At 47.6% G+C, this 15,583-nt stretch carries 13 protein-coding genes; 1 reads left to right on the forward strand and 12 read right to left on the reverse strand.

The genetic code is table 11. From position 1 onward, the window contains the following. Positions 1 to 21: 21 nt before the first annotated feature. From B5Z18_RS25935 to B5Z18_RS25950, 4 genes are all read right to left on the reverse strand, one after another. A complete protein-coding gene (locus tag B5Z18_RS25935) occupies positions 22 to 3,573 on the reverse strand; it encodes a SusC/RagA family TonB-linked outer membrane protein (protein WP_079472437.1) in 3,552 nt (1,183 codons plus the stop codon). A 33-nt stretch (positions 3,574 to 3,606) separates the two neighbouring features. Continuing rightward, positions 3,607 to 4,638: a FecR family protein gene (locus B5Z18_RS25940; protein ID WP_079472438.1), complete on the reverse strand. Its 1,032-nt coding sequence runs from the start codon at positions 4,636 to 4,638 to the stop codon at positions 3,607 to 3,609. 93 nt (positions 4,639 to 4,731) lie between these two features. Continuing rightward, positions 4,732 to 5,277 carry an RNA polymerase sigma-70 factor gene (locus tag B5Z18_RS25945; RefSeq protein ID WP_079472439.1) on the reverse strand — a complete coding sequence of 182 codons (546 nt, stop codon included), beginning with the start codon at positions 5,275 to 5,277 and terminating at the stop codon, positions 4,732 to 4,734. An 83-nt stretch (positions 5,278 to 5,360) separates the two neighbouring features. Next, the gene (locus tag B5Z18_RS25950; protein ID WP_079472440.1) at positions 5,361 to 5,864 is read right to left on the reverse strand and encodes a transposase; all 504 of its coding nucleotides are present in this window, start codon (positions 5,862 to 5,864) and stop codon (positions 5,361 to 5,363) included. A 137-nt stretch (positions 5,865 to 6,001) separates the two neighbouring features. Between B5Z18_RS25950 and B5Z18_RS25955 the strand changes: the two genes are divergently transcribed. Next, positions 6,002 to 6,703 carry a helix-turn-helix domain-containing protein gene (locus B5Z18_RS25955; RefSeq protein WP_079472441.1) on the forward strand — a complete coding sequence of 234 codons (702 nt, stop codon included), beginning with the start codon at positions 6,002 to 6,004 and terminating at the stop codon, positions 6,701 to 6,703. On the opposite strand, the gene B5Z18_RS25960 is transcribed toward B5Z18_RS25955, so the two are convergent. The 8 genes from B5Z18_RS25960 to B5Z18_RS25995 all read right to left on the reverse strand — a co-directional run bounded on the left by B5Z18_RS25960 (position 6,700) and on the right by B5Z18_RS25995 (position 15,581). Further along, on the reverse strand, positions 6,700 to 7,863 hold the full coding sequence (locus B5Z18_RS25960; RefSeq protein WP_200817348.1) for an acyltransferase family protein: 1,164 nt from the start codon (positions 7,861 to 7,863) through the stop codon (positions 6,700 to 6,702). The genes B5Z18_RS25955 and B5Z18_RS25960 overlap by 4 nt on opposite strands. 460 nt (positions 7,864 to 8,323) lie before the next feature. Then, positions 8,324 to 8,785 carry a heme-binding domain-containing protein gene (locus tag B5Z18_RS25965; protein ID WP_079472442.1) on the reverse strand — a complete coding sequence of 154 codons (462 nt, stop codon included), beginning with the start codon at positions 8,783 to 8,785 and terminating at the stop codon, positions 8,324 to 8,326. A gap of 3 nt (positions 8,786 to 8,788) precedes the next feature. Continuing rightward, positions 8,789 to 9,415, reverse strand: a complete 627-nt coding sequence (locus tag B5Z18_RS25970) for a DUF3347 domain-containing protein (RefSeq protein WP_079472443.1) — start codon at positions 9,413 to 9,415, stop codon at positions 8,789 to 8,791. Between the two features lie 17 nt (positions 9,416 to 9,432). After that, positions 9,433 to 9,975, reverse strand: coding sequence for a DUF3347 domain-containing protein (locus tag B5Z18_RS25975; protein WP_079472444.1), 543 nt, complete (start codon positions 9,973 to 9,975; stop codon positions 9,433 to 9,435). A 27-nt stretch (positions 9,976 to 10,002) separates the two neighbouring features. Beyond that, positions 10,003 to 11,226, reverse strand: coding sequence for an efflux RND transporter periplasmic adaptor subunit (locus B5Z18_RS25980; RefSeq protein WP_079472445.1), 1,224 nt, complete (start codon positions 11,224 to 11,226; stop codon positions 10,003 to 10,005). Positions 11,227 to 11,232: 6 nt separating this feature from the next. Beyond that, positions 11,233 to 12,432 carry an efflux RND transporter periplasmic adaptor subunit gene (locus B5Z18_RS25985; RefSeq protein ID WP_079472446.1) on the reverse strand — a complete coding sequence of 400 codons (1,200 nt, stop codon included), beginning with the start codon at positions 12,430 to 12,432 and terminating at the stop codon, positions 11,233 to 11,235. Then, entirely contained in the window at positions 12,410 to 13,663 is a 1,254-nt protein-coding gene (locus B5Z18_RS25990; RefSeq protein WP_079472447.1) for a TolC family protein, read from the reverse strand. Before B5Z18_RS25990 ends, B5Z18_RS25985 begins: the two co-directional genes overlap by 23 nt. Continuing rightward, positions 13,647 to 15,581 carry an efflux RND transporter permease subunit gene (locus tag B5Z18_RS25995; protein WP_079472448.1) on the reverse strand — a complete coding sequence of 645 codons (1,935 nt, stop codon included), beginning with the start codon at positions 15,579 to 15,581 and terminating at the stop codon, positions 13,647 to 13,649. Before B5Z18_RS25995 ends, B5Z18_RS25990 begins: the two co-directional genes overlap by 17 nt. Between the last annotated feature and the right edge of the window lie 2 nt (positions 15,582 to 15,583).

Here is a 15,583-nt window from a genome sequence, read left to right on the forward strand (position 1 = left end):
TGACTGCGGTTTGAAGTAAAATCAGAAGCTGACGTTCAGTGAAAAATTATACGATGCAGATGGCGGCAATTTTACATTCCGGGCGCTCGGCGGAAAATCCGGATCTATGCCATCTTCGTTTTTTGTCCACAGTAACGCCAGGTTCCTGGCTGCACCGGTGAGGGAAATACCCTTAACAGGCAGGCGGTGGAACAATGCTGCCGGCACGTTATAAGTGAGCGACACTTCGCGTAACCGGATATGATCGCCGGGCAGTACATTGATATCTGCATTCGCGTACCTGATTTGCCCGGTGCTGTTACCACTGAGGCCGGGCACATTGGTGAAGGCTTCATCACCGGGTTTACGCCAGCGCTGATCCACGAGTTTGTTATAGTCGTAGTTCTGAAACCCGTAACGGCCAGGGTAATCACCGGGTACCGGCCGCTGGAATACATAGCCCAGTTTATAGGTAACCAGTACAAACAAAGAGAACCCTTTGTAGCGGACCGTTTGCCGGAGACTACCAAAATACGGAGCCGATAAACGGCCGGCGTTTTTCAGATCGCTGATATCTTTGGGCGATTGATAGATAGTCAGCGTATCTCCCTTACCTCCTATCACGCGGGGGCTGCCGTTGCGATCCAGTCCGGCGTAACGGAAAACCATCAGGTAATCTGTGGGGAATCCTTTTATGGGACCGCCAACACCGCCGGATTGCAGCAGGGAGTTGGTAACATTATATCTCGCATCTGTTACCTTATTGGTGTTATAGGCGAATACCAGGTTGGCAGACCATTCAAATTCTTTGTTGCGGATAATACTGCCACCCAGCGACAGGTCAATTCCTTTGCCGGTCAGGGAAGAAGTATTGCGGGTGATATTATCAAAGCCCACGGTATTGTCGATCGGGAACGAAGCAAAGAGGTCGGTACCTTTTTTATAATAGAATTCTACCGCTCCGTTCAGGCGGTTATCAAACAACGCATAGTCCAGTCCAACGTTATACACGCCGGTTTGTTCCCATCGCAGCGATGGATTGGCCGGTGATCCCACCGTTGAATAAGGATCAAAGGGGTATTGATAGTCGTTCAGCAGGTATAGCTGATCGTATGGCAATGCGGTGGTGCTGATGTTACCGTTAATACCATAGGTAGCGCGCAGTGTAAGTCCGCTTACCCAGCTAACGTTTTGCATAAAGTCCTCTTTGGACAATGCCCAGGCTGCGCCGGCCGACCAGAAAGGCTTTGCGCGGTATTTTTTATCGAGGCCAAAGTTATTGTAGTCGTCGTATCGTGCGCTCCCCGACAGGGTATACTTACCTGCATAGGTATACGAAAAATTGCCGTAGTAAGAAAGATAACGCCTGCGCTTGGAGGAATAGTTTACGCCATATGGCACTACCGACTGGTAGCCGTCTACCGTTACATACGGGGTTACATAATCTACCGGCTTGCTATACTGCGTTTGTGTATTAAAGCCAAACATGCGGTTGCTGCCGGAGCCATCAATGGTTTGCCGGGCTTCCATACCCAGCAGGGCATTCACCTGGTGATTACCAGAGAAGTTCCGGTCCAGGTTAAGCTGTCCGCGGATGCTGTAATTATTTTTTGAATAATCCGTTGTTTCCATGATACCGCCCAAAGGAATACCATATACCAGTTTACCGTTTGCATCAATGGAGGTAGCGGTATTCAGCATATTGCGGGTATAGTAGGAGCTGTCGCTGTTAAAGTTTTTTGCGCCGGAAGAAGCCCGTTCTGCCATATACTGGGCATTAAAGCTCAAACCTTTATACAGCGGGATATTTAAGGCAAAGGTGGCAGCGTAGTTACTTTCATTGGTGGTATTATCTGACAGGGCCAGTTCATTGATATAGTTATAGCGCCAGGGCATATAACCCTTTGCCTCCAGGTTGCTGAGCCGGCCGGAGTAATAGGCGCGTGCATAATTTACGCTGTTGCCGTTATCGTCTACCAGCTGATCATAAGGCATCAGCGGGTTGGGGGAACGGCCGTATACACTGATCCCTTGTCCGCCGGTGCGGTAGCGAAACCAGCTTCCACGCAGGTTGGCAGACAGGGTCACATTTTTAAAGAAGGTAAATTCCTGGTTGGCCGTCAGGGTCATTCTTTCCCCGAACGTATTTTTGGTGCTGGTATTTTCTTTATCATAGGCGCCGGAAACGAAGTAAGTATGTCTCCCGGTGCCGCCGCTCACATTGAGATCGTAGTGGCTGGTAGAAGCTGGCGTAAGCAGGTATTGTTCCACCTGTTTCCTGGAATCGCGTCCTTTCAGTACTGCAAATGCAGCATCTACCTGTGCCTGGGTTACCTCGCCTCTTTTAAGCCGGAACATCCAATCTACCGCCTCGCTGATGGGCCGTTGACTGGCAGCGGGCAAACCGGTGGGATCGGTGATAAACCTTTTGTTAACCAGCTCCTGCTCATAGTCGATCATTTGTGCGGCATTCATCAGCGGCAGCGAGGATAACCTCGGCTTGCCGTTTATGCCTAATCCTGCAGAGAAAGAGATGCGTGGAGCGCCATCATTTATTTTCCCTTTTTTGGTGGTGATCACAATTACACCGGCAGATGCGCGGGCGCCCCAGATAGAGGCTGCTGCCGCATCTTTCAGGAAGGTAATCTGTTCCACATCAGCGGGATTAATAGTGCGTATATCCATCTCCGTAGGAAATCCGTCTATTACCACCAGCGGTTTTTTATTTACATCATTGTTCAGTGTGCTGGCGCCCCGGATGGTAATATCATAACTGCCGTTTCCCTGCACGGCGCCATTCAGGTTGGTATATACAAAACTGTTATCAGATTCTGTGAGGTTCAGCTGCACGCCGGCCACCTGGCCTTCCAGCCGGTGAAGCACGTTGGGCACCGGGATCTTTTCCAGGTCTTTTGCGGTGACTACGCCAAAGGAGCCGGTGGCGCGTTCTTTTGGCAGGTTTACATAACCGGTGGAAACTACTTCTACCTGTTTCAGGTTGCCTACCCGTTCCTGCAGGGTTACGTTATATGTTTTTGCGGCTTCCATCATCACATTCCGGTTTTGAAATCCCACGCTGGAAAAAGACAGCATCGTTTCATCTTCCGGTATCTGGATAAAATATTCCCCGTTGTCGTTGGTGAAGGCTGTTTTCTTTGACAGCAGACCCAGGATACTTACGCCTGGTATGCCCTGTTGTTCACTGTTGATCACCCTTCCCGATATCGTTCTGTTTTCCGCACGGGTGGTGGCAATGTCCACCTGCCGGGCGCCGGCGGGTGTTTCCTGGCTTTTTTTAATGAGCACATTATTACCTTTTACCGCAAAGGTTAAACCGGTGTTACGCAACAGCTGTTTCAGGGCATCCTCCAGCGGCTCGTTGGTACAATCGAACTTCAGGCGCGGAAGCCCTTCCAGGTCTTTCGACTGGTAACCAAAATACTTCCCTGTTTGCGTTTGCATTTGACGAAACACTTCTTTCAGTGTGGCATTGGTCAGGTGCAGGGTAACCCTGTCTTCTTTTTGCTGTGCATAAGAAAGGGAATAGTTAAGGCATAGCAATGCCAGCAGCACTGCAACAATCTTTTTTGTCATCTCGTACTTTAATTGGTTGATTTAAATGTGTAGTCAGTAAACTACGTAACCGTCCTGATTCCTGGCGTACTTCGCATTGGCCAGTTCACATATTATATCAAGGGCACTGTCAACAGATGTGTTCTTCTTAAATCCTGTTGTGATCAGCAGGTTGGCCAACCCTGGATTGCTGATCTTTATATTTACGCCGTAAAAGATCTGAAGATCTTTCATTATATCTTCCAATGGTTCATCGCTGAAACTGATGTCTCCTGTTTGCCATCCTGCTGTATTAATACTGATGGTATTGCGTTGCATCACTTCACCGGTAAGCATGGTGAGATGCAGCTCCTGCCCTTTTATAAGGGTGGATATATCTTTTTTATCTTTTGAGATCTTTACTTTTCCCGTAACAACAGATACGATCGCCTGGCTACGGCCGGGATAGGCTTTAATATTAAAGGAGGTACCGAGTACGGTGGTAGTCATGCCACCGGCGGAGTGTATCACAAAAGGCCATGCAGCCGCGTTAGACACTTCAAAGAATGCCTCGCCTTCCAGGAATATTTCCCTTTTCTGCGGATCAAACTGATCGGGGTACCTGATTTCCGTACCACTGTTCAATACGATGCGGGTGCTGTCTGACAGAACAATCACTTTACGTTCCTTGTTGCCGGTGCGGATGGTGGTAGTTGCCGCAATCAGCTCCAGCTTTTCTCCCTTCTGCACGCCGGCAGCCAGCGGAGCCGGGTTCCGCTTTGTGGAAAGCATCCAGGCGCCAGTGCCCAGTAGTAACAACAGGGAAGCGGCAGCAGCCACACGAATGGTGCTGCGGCGTTTATAAAAAGGCACCACCTTTGCAGGAGCCGCAGGATGAACAGCCAGGTCAATTTCACCGCGGTTATTGACATAGGTAGCCGACGGTGTTTCCAGTCTCACTTCACTATAAAGCTGATCCAGCAGGGAAATCATGGTATTGTCCTCCTTGTTGGCTTCCAGGAGGTCAAAGAATTCATTCCTTTCTTCCGGCGAGCATTTGCCGGAAATGTATAACCTGAAAAGATGTGTAAAATATGCCTGATCCAATCTCCGATAGTATTAATGTGACGTGTCCTGATACAGGACTATATATTACTGACGTTTGAAAAAAGGGGATGTCCTATCGGGCGGAGAAAAAAATTAAAATAATTTAATCTGGCCGGCTACAATTTTGCGGAGATAGCTGAGGGCGGCGGTTAGCTGGTTTTTTACGGTAGATGGGGAAATGCGGAGTTCTGCTGCAATTTCATTCCGGGTGCGGCCTTCCACCTGGCTCAGCTGGTAAATGATCCGGCGCTGGGGAGGCAGCTGGTTGATGGCTTCTGCCAGGGCAAATTCATATTCTTTGGCTACAATATTCTCGTAGGTACGGCTTTCCTCCCACTGGTGATCATTGAAGTAGGCGGCACGCAACCTGCGGTCGTTGGCAAGCTGGCGTAGTACGTCCAATACCTTATTACGCACCATCTTATAAAGATAATCCTCTATGTTCCTGATATCGCTGAACTGATCGCGGACCGACCATAACTTAATAAATACTTCCTGGATAATGTCGCGGGCGAGTAATTCGGATTGGATGGTTTTAAGGGCAAAACAATAAAGGGGATATTCATACAGGCGGAAGTAAGCAGTAAATTGCTCCTGCTGCAGTTGTTCCTCCCGGCTTGTCAGATCTTTCCCCTTCATCCCTGTTTGCTAAATTTATCACAAAGTACAAATGTATTAAAAGTTTGGAAAAATTTATTTATTGGAGAGAAAGGGGGCTATTTTCAATGACGTAAATTAAATACCCTGATACATAAAGGGATAAGCCCGATTGAAACCAGGATAAATATGGCTACCCGGATGTAGTTGAGTGTTTGCCACAGTGATGTTTTACTCACTAAGTTTTGCGCCATTGATTGCGTTTCGGCTATTTTCTGAAAGTTGATAATGTTGGGTGCAAAGAAAGCCAGCGTCCAAACCCTTACTGCGAAGTGAATGGCAAATAAAATCAGTAACCAGTTCCTGGCGAAGTCAATTTTCCAGCAGAAGACAATGGCAAGGATAAAGGTAACTTCATGTAAGGAATGAAAGACGATCCAGAAGTTTTTCAAACTTGCTCCCCGCCCATCCAGCAAGAGTTTGAAATTAACAGGTGGGGCATCTGTCCATTTTGGTACGAATACAAGGGTTTCAAATATCTGCGCCCCGTTCATCAGAAAATAGATCAGTGTTGTGATATACAACCATAATTCAGCTCTGGTAAGGTAACCTGTTGTTATGTTATTCATTTGAAATCATTTTAGATCATTTCCGTTTTATTCATAGCAATAAAACATCTATTCCGATGTAAAAATAGTTATAAAATCGATTATAGCAAATTTTCAAACCATTTTTTGCTACATTTACATCGAATCCGATATAAACTATGAGTGAACTTGTAACGCTGATTACCGCCTGGGAAGAATATGCTCAAAAGAATACAACTGTTTCTGCAACGGAATTCTGTATGTATTTTTTGGCAAAAGAGAGCAACAATCAATTATTCAGCGGGCTTACCCCGCCTGACCTGGATACTGTATTTGCAAAGCTGATAGGAAGGCTTGCGGGCATGCAAACGGTTTATTCAAAAATGGCGCTACAGGAAATACCCGGGTTTGAGCTGGAATGGTTCTATTTTCTGAACTCTATCTACCAGCTAAAAGAAGTAAAGAAAACACAGGTCATACAATACAACTTCACAGAACAAACCACTGGTATTGACATTCTAAATAAGTTAAAAAATCTGGGATATATAACAGAGAGAACTGACCCGGATGACAAAAGGGCGAAACTTGTCAGCATCACAAAAACAGGCGAAAAAAAACTATTCAAAATATACCAGCTGCTGTACAAACCTACCCTGTTAATGTATAATGACATTGATTATAAAGACAAACAGCTGGTTATAAGTATTCTTACAAACACGGAGCATAAGCACCAGGAACTGTTATCAAATTCCAGGAATAAGTCGATAGATGATCTGCTCGCAGAAACATTGGGAAAAGAAAAGCTGGCCCAAATGGAACTGGAGCAGAAAAAGCGGATTGCCGGATTTCCCGATGCAAAGCGCAACAAAGAAAGCCTTTAAACTTTCAGGAACACCTTCTGTTTATACATAAAATACAGGAACAACCATTTTAGAAATACCAGGGAGATGCTGAGGGCTACCGCTCCAAACGGCTCTCCCACCAACTGCCCAAGCCATTTAAAAAATACATTGTTGCTGTAACCCCAGTCAATAAAGTGACCGGAAATATAAATAAGAATAGAGTTCATTCCTATAACGCGGAAGAAGAACGCCCATTTCCGGTAGCCCGCAATATCAATCACGTAATAGAAAAATGCGAGCAACAACAGGCTGATACCTCCTACCTGCAGCACAAATGAGCTGGTCCACAGATTTTTATTGATGGGGAAATCAAGATTCCATAATTGCGCCAGCACCAGGAAAACCACGCCTGTAAGTGCCATCACGCCTACCTTCTTCACCGGAGGCATGGGGTTGTTACGCAATAAATTTCCTGTTAGAATTCCTAACATCGCTGTGCTGATGGCCGGGAAGGTAGACGTAAATCCTTCCGGATCATGGATGCCCAGGTACAACTTACCCGGAACGATGCAGCGGTCGAGGTACGATGCAAAATTCCCTTCCATCGTAAGATCACCGGGCGCAAATCCGGGCGCCGCTGTAAACTTCAGCAGCAGCCAATACGCCACCAGGATAGCGGCGAACCAGATCATTTGCGCCCGTTCCTTTGTATACAGGTAAATGATATTAGCAAACATATAGGCCAGGCCGATGCGGCCTAATACGCTGCAAAACCGTATCTGTGATACCGGCTGCAGCTGCAACCCATTATTATAAATGATGCCCAGCAACACCAGTACCAGTCCCCTCTTTATTACACGCAATAACAACTGGCTCCGGCTCTTACCTTTCTCCAGCTCCCGGCCTACCGAATACGGCGTGGACACACCAGCCATAAACAGGAAAAGCGGGAATATAAGATCATAGAAATGGAACCCATTCCATGCGGGATGTTCCAGTTGTACATCTATTGCCGCCCAGAAAGGCGATCCTGTTGCTTTGGCTATTTCATGAAAGATGGCGCCGCCGCCCATAATCCAGAACATATCAAATCCCCGGAGGGCATCTAATGAGTAAAGACGGGCTTTTTTTTCATTGTCACGGTTTATTGCCATAGGGGCTTCTCCGGATGTCACTGGCAATGCTGATAATGTGCTCATTGTTGAAGAGATCAAACGATTAGTGTATAATTTCAAACGATTTTGGCAGCATACAAGCTAATAAAAATGACGCTAACTTTCTCTAAAATAAATCCGTAAAGGTACCGGCCGGCTGTTCTATCCGCTAAATATATTGATTATCAATACATAACATCGCAACAGGAAGTGAAAGCTCCCGGAGCTAAAGGGGGACCTGGTATAATAGATAGTGCATTGATAGTCCATGAGGAGTGCATGAGGAGTCCATGAGGAGTCCATGCGAACAGTATAGATAGTGCATGGATGATCCATGATATACGCAAGTCCGGGGCATCGGAGAAGCATCCGGGAGGCAGGGGGCCTTCAGTCGCAATTTTGTCCTGCCAATGCCTGATCCCTGGCAAAACACTTGTGACTTCGCCCACTGACAGCTTACGCACCGGCTGACCTTCCAAATGCAGTTACATTTTTACAAAACAATTTAGTGGTCCCCTGTATGCAGCTCAAGGGTACTGTCGATCCAGTTTGCAATCAATTCCTTTTGGCCGGTAGTTAGCCTGGCATCAGCATGTATAAGGGTATATGAACTTAACGGCATTTTACCGGCTGTTACCTGTTCTTTCATTCTCTTCATTTTATTACGCTGTCTTTTGGATGAATAGGCCCCATACTCATCAAAGTTCAACTCCTTTTTCCCTTCCCTGATATGAGCAGCCATTAACCAGCCCACAGGCTGAATACCCGCATACCAGGGGTAGCGGGTATTATTACTATGACAATCATAACACGCCTGCTTCAATATCGTTTGTACATTCGCCGGAATGGTATACAAACCGGTGATTTCATCCGGAGATTTCCTGCCACCGTTTTCATTTTTCTCCGGTTGAAAAAATTGTATCGCAACAATAATGATCAGCAATAAAAATAAAATGATCCTGGTCATACGCTATTGAATCATCTCTTTAACGGAACCGCAGGCAGGCATTTTACTACCCATATAAGGATTCTGTATGTCCTTTGTTTCGCTCAGCCACAGCGCTCCTTTGTTATCATTGTACATAGGGCAATAATCATGATACAAAGTTTGCTTCCCGCCAAATGCCTTTACCAGTGCATATACATCCTCACTCATCTGGGCAAAGTGTTCACGCTGATGTGCTATATTTCCTTCATTCCGGCCAATATGCTCCGCATGTTCTTTCAGATCATCTTCATTTTCATGATACTCTTTCTGTTGTTCAGGCGTCATAGCGGCCTTATCCACTTTTTCCAATGCGGCTTCCATCGCTTTACCACTGCTGGCGGCTTCAGCTGAATTATCGGCAGCAAGACTATTTTTAAGATGCAGATAATGTCCGAAAACAGGTGTCAGGGAGGCCATTACGTTGGCATCCACATTTGTAAACCGGGGCTTTACCTGCGCTATTGAATGATCAGCGGGCGAACTTCCCTGTTTCATAGCCATTGCAGCAGTATCATGCTGATGCGCTTCATGAGCGTTATTGTTGCTGTTATTACAGGCAGTAAAGGTAACGGTGGCAGCCACTAAAGCGCCGGTGATGATTGTTTTCATTTTATTTTTTTTAGATATTATTGAATTGTTTCTTTCACTTCGCCGCAGGTCAGCATCTGATCGCCGAAATAGGGATTCTGAATGGCTTTATCGCTGCTCAGCCAGTAAGCGCCTTTATCATTCATCGCCATCGGGCAGAAGTCGACATACAGCTGACCGCTACTCAACCCGGATTTCTTTGCGAGGGAAATAAAATCATTGCTTAACGCCGAAAACGCTATCCGTTGCGTTGCGATATCTGCGGTAGCGGTGATTTTTGCAGCGCCGGCCCCTATTGCTTCACCACCTGTTATCTCGCTGGCGCCGGTTTCAATAGCGTTACCGGCAAGGCGCGCTGCTTTCACATCTCCCTTAACCAGGGCAGCAGACAGCAGCACATAATGCTGATACACGGCATGCAGCTTATCATCTTTCAGTTGTACAATTGCCGGCGAAGTTGCTATTGTTTCATGTTGACTGGTGGAGTCCTGTTCCTTAGTTACAGGATTGTTGTTGCCGCATGCGGCCAGGAAAATCAGCGCCGCCAGCGGAGCTACCGTAAATTTTACAAATTGTTTCATGGCTGTTTGTTTTTTATACAGATATTTTTAATGTCCCATACCAGGCATTCCCGCCATCGGGTCGGCGCCTTTTTTAAGGATATATTCGGAGTACAATAAATAAGCGCCGGTAATCACCACTGTATCTCCTGCTACCAGGCCATGCGTAATTTCCACGTCGTCGAAATTTTCCATACCGGTGCTTACCATGCGCGGTTCAAATTTTCCGCGGGCTTTCTGAATCCATACATGCGCGCCTTTACCATCGCGGATTACCGCATCTGCCGGCAGGCTTAACACGTTGCCTTTGCTGGTAACCGGTAATAAGATATTTGCCTGTAAACCTGGCTGCCAGCGGTTATCCGGGTTGGGAACAGTACCCCGCACCTGCATCAGCTGACTGCCGCTTTGCAACGACGGATTGATAAACTGCACCGTCATGGTTTGTGGCTCATTTTCCCAGCCGGCAATGATCACCTTTACCGGTTGACCTACCTGTACAGCAGCTGCTTCTGCGGGATACAGATCCGCTTCTACCCAAAGCTGGCTATATCCTTCCAGGCGCATCACTTCGCCGCCTTCGTTTACATACTGCCCTTCTGTGGCGGTAAGCCCGGATACCACCCCGCTAACTGTTGCCGGGTAAGTAACATAAGGGTTTACCTTCCCCGATTGTACCAGCCGGCTGATGTCACCAGCTGACTGATCATATAACACCAGCTTTTGCTTTGCAGCCTTTTCTATCTGCTGAAAACGCGCATCATCCGGGAACTGTGTTACCTGTGCTACCGCCAGCAGGTATTCCTGTTGAAGGCTCGCCAGCTGCTCTGAATATATTTTATACAAGGGCTGGCCCTTGCTTACCTTTACGCCCGTTTCCTTTACATACAATGCCTCAATACGGCCTGCTACCCTGCTGGAAATAACGGCCGACTTTTCAGGATCTGTTACCAGTCTGCCGTTCAGCTGCCTGAAGTTGGATAAAGCACCGGCGCCTACCATCATTGTCGTGATGTTGGCCAGCGCCATCTGGCTTTCACCCAGGGTAAGCGATGCTTCTTTATTATTTTTATCAAATGGTACCAGGTCCATACCGCAAACAGGACAGGTACCTGGCTTGTTCTGCACTATTTGCGGATGCATAGGGCAGGTATAGGTTTGCACCTTTTCCTCTCCTGCCTGTTTCTTACCTGCATCCTTACAGGCGGCCAGCAATACTACCGGTGCAAGTGAAACAAACGCCACTGCCTTTAAAAAACTTTTCCTTTCCATATTGCTTTAATGATCAGTTTTAATAAAACTCTCGCTGTCTACCAGGTAAGCTGCATTAGCGGCTACTTTCCAGTTACCGATGTCAGTGATTACCTGGATCATGTCTTTCGTTACCACACCCGTTTTCACGGTAACGGGAACATATACTTCCTTCTCCTTCCTGAAAACAACAGATTGATTACCCAAACGCCACACCGCTTGTTTTGGCAGCCACCATCCTTCGGTATAAACAACAGGAACATTTGCATACAGTAATTGTCCTACCCGGAAATCATTATTTTCCAGGTATACCCTTGCCAGCGTAAAGTTCACGCCATCGCGGAACACGGGCTCTATCAAACCAATACTTCCCGATTGCATGGCCGTATCATTATTGGCGGGAAAAAATAACAACCGCTGACCGCGTTTGATCCTGGCTGCCAGTGGCATCGGAAAAGCAAATTCGGCAACGAGGGCTTTGGCCTGGTAAATGGTAAAAAGCGACTGGCCCGCATTTACATACTGTCCTTCGCGTAACAGTACAGGAGCAGCTACCGGGGCGGCCGGAGCAGGCGCCGCTGTTGCCGTTGCTTCGCCACCCATACCGCCCATACCATCCGGGGAAGCAGCAGGCGAAGACGGCGCAGCCACCGGACCCGCAGCCGTTTTTTCCAGTATATAACCATCGCTGTTACTGTAAACAGGAATACGATAAAAGATATTACCGGTTGTAAGCACCTCGTTAATTTGTGCCGGTTGCATACCCAGCAGTTGTAACCGCTGCTTTGCTCCCGCCAGCATCTCCCGGCTGTTATGTGCTACATAGAGTAACTCTCTTTGCGCCGCCGCCAGATCAGGAGAATATACCTCCATGATCAGCTGACCTTTCCGCACCGGCTGATAGTTATATTTTATCAGCAAGCGCTCTATCCGTCCGCCAACCCTGCTGGCGATACTGGTTTGGTTACGGGTATCATACGTAATGACACCATTTACTTCCGACGCATAAATGCGGGTGCCTCCCTCCGGTTGAATAGCGGGGATAGCCGCAATTACCTGTGCATTCACCGGCTTTGTAAGCCGGGCAATGCTGCTATCCATGGCCTGCTCATCATGCACAGCCTGCCTATTGTGAGCTGCTTTATCCGCTTTGCCTTTGCAGGCGGACAATCCGGCGGCCACTGCAAACGCAGGGAAGAATATTTTAACGATATAACTGTTTCTCATAATCCACTATCATTTCATAGAGTTTTAATTTCTCATCCAGTACGTTCAACTGCATCATGGTGAGCGCTTCCCAGGAGTCGATCACGTTGGACAACGCCAGCTTGTTTTCCTGGTAATTCAGAAAGTTGGCATCCAGCGTTTGGCGCAGCGCAGGAATGATCTTTTCTTCCATTGCTTCCACGCGCTGCTGCATCGACTGTATTTCAAACTGCATACCGTACAGCATTCCCTGTGTTTCCTGGAGCATTGCCGCCCGCTCCTTTTCCATCGCCTCCACATTATACTGCATGGATTTTATACCTGATTTGTACATCCTGGACGACCACGGCGCTATCGGGATACTGATCATTCCCATCGCGCTGAAAGCCCTGGGCATCATGGCATCCAAAGGACGCATATGATCAAAGCGCACTTTGAAATCGGGTTTCTTCTCCCGCTTCATACTGCTAATGTTCAGCTGCATGGAACGGATACTTTCGTCCATCTTTACCACATCCTTCCTCGCGGAAGCAAGAGACGCCGTGTCGTAGGAGGCAGCCACTTCAAACACCGGCCGGTAAGTAGTGTCAATATCAAATGCCTGGTTGCCGGGCGCATTCATCAGGCTGTTGAGCCACGACCTTGCCTTTGCAATGGCGCCTTCCTGCATGCGGATCATGTTGTGATTATCCTCGATCTTTGCAGTGGCTTTAAACACCGCGCCGAGCTGCGACTGGTTATACGGATAGCGCACTTCCTCAATCTTTTTCATGGTGACCATGATCTTCTCATTTTCCTGCAATACCCCAATACGCTGTTTGGCAACGATCCAGTTAAAATAAAGACGTTTAGCCTGTGCCTTCAGATCATTCAGCGTAATATCCCTGGTGGCCAGTTCAATATTTCCCTGGGAGGCGATGTATTTTTTCTTTGCATTCAGTTTGGCAGGATTAGGAATATCCTGCTCCAGCTGCAGCATCAGGCTGCCTTTGTCCCTGTCGTCCATCACCTGCTGGCCCGGGTAAGGCGTCATAAACGTTCCGACGCCTACCATCGGCGCCATCCAGGCCGTAGCTGCATCAGCGCTGTACTTGTAACTTTCTGCTTTCAGACCGTATGACTGTAACAGGATATTGTGCTGATCCACCCTTTGCAGAATGGTATCCAGCCGCAATACAGGCGCCTGCTGCGCGGCCAGGGTTATGGGTACGCAAAGCGCTGTTATCAGTATATATTTAATGATGTACTTCATGAATTTCTATTTTTCCGTACTTGCGTAATTCGTATTCTTTCGACAATAAAAAGATCAGCGGTGTTACCAGCAGGATGTGTGTGGAAGAAGTAAGCACACCGCCAATCATCGGCAGCACTATTGGCTTCATCACATCTGTGCCTACACCGGAAGCCCAAAGAACGGGCACCAGTCCGAACAGCGATACGCATACCGTCATCAGCTTGGGCCGTAAACGTTTGGCGGCGCCGTGAATCACGGCCAGCCGCAGGTCTTCCGGGGTAATTGTTTCCGAAGAATTGCCTTTCTCTTTCACCAGTTGCTGCATGGCGTCATTTAAATAAATTACCATTACAATCCCGGTTTCTACGGCAATACCAAACAAGGCAATGAAACCTACCGCCACTGCCACCGATAAATTCACGCCCCAGAAATAGATCATGTAGGCGCCGCCAATCAGGGCAAACGGCACGGTAATAAGACTAAGAAATGCTTCCCGGATAGAATTAAATGCGAAATACAGGGAAAAGAAAATGATCACTAATACAATGGGGGCAATCCACATCAATGTTTGCTGGCCACGGATCAGGTTTTCATACTGTCCGCTCCACTCCAGATAATATCCCTGCGGCAGTAGGCCTTTGGCCTTACTCATCTTATCTATCGCCTCACTCACGGTACCTCCGAGATCACGGCCACGCACATTAAATAAAACAGCCCCGCGAAGCATGGCGTTTTCTGAAGAGATCATAGGCGGTCCATCCGCAAATTTCACATCTGCTACAGCGGATAAAGGCACTTCGCCAAAAGATGCGGACATGAGCGGGATACGTTTAATCCGTTCAACGCTGTTACGATAGTCCTGCGCCAGCCGCACGCTGATGGAAAACCGCTGCCGGCCTTCCACCGTATTACCTACGGGAGCGCCGCCCAGCGCAAATTCCACCGTTTGGTTCACCTCATCTACATTCAGTCCATAACGCGCCAGATCCTGCCGGCGCACATCAATATCCAGGTACTTACCGCCGGTAACCGGTTCTACGTACAGGTCCATGATACCAGGCGTACCTTCCAGGGCCATCTTCACGCGTTCAGATACCACCGCAATACTATCCAGGTGCTGCCCATATACCTTCACGCCTACGTCTGTACGAATACCGGTAGCCAGCATGTTTATGCGGTTAATAATCGGTTGCGTCCAGCCATTCACCACACCGGGGATCTGTAACTTTGTATCCAGCTCATTGATGATGTCCTGCTTCGTTTTGCCTTCCCGCCATTTCGCTTTTGGTTTCAGCATGATGATGGTTTCAATCATGCTCATAGGAGAATTGTCGGTAGCCGTGCTGGCGCGTCCGGCCTTTCCTAAAACCTTGTCCACTTCCGGAACAGATTTAATAATCTTATCCTGCACCTGTAAAATGCGTTTCACTTCTCCGTTGGAAATATCCGGCAGTGTTACGGGCATAAACAAAATGCTTTGCTCATCCAGTGGCGGCATAAATTCGCTACCAAGACTTTTAAGCAGCGGGATAGTAATCACCAGCGCGATGATATTGATAGCGATGGTCGTTTTCCGCCACTTCAGCACGCCTTTTATGATGGGCTCATAAATTCTTTCCAACACCCGGTTTACCGGGTTATCATGATCCGGCCTGAATTTTCCTTTCATAAAGAAGGAGATCAACACGGGCGCCAGTGTAATTACCAGCAGCGCATCCACGATCATGATAAAAGTTTTGGTATAAGCCAGCGGGTGAAACAGCTTACCCTCCTGCCCTGTTAGCATAAATACCGGCAAGAATGAAGTAATAATAATGATGGTCGCAAAAAATACCCCACGGGATACCTGCTTACTCGACTTCTCTATTATCTTTAACCGCTCTTCTTCAGATATCCATTGCGGTGATTTTTTAAATATATTCTTCAGCCAGTTCATAG

It is taken from the genome of Chitinophaga ginsengisegetis, assembly GCF_900168065.1.
GTDB lineage: Bacteria > Bacteroidota > Bacteroidia > Chitinophagales > Chitinophagaceae > Chitinophaga > Chitinophaga ginsengisegetis.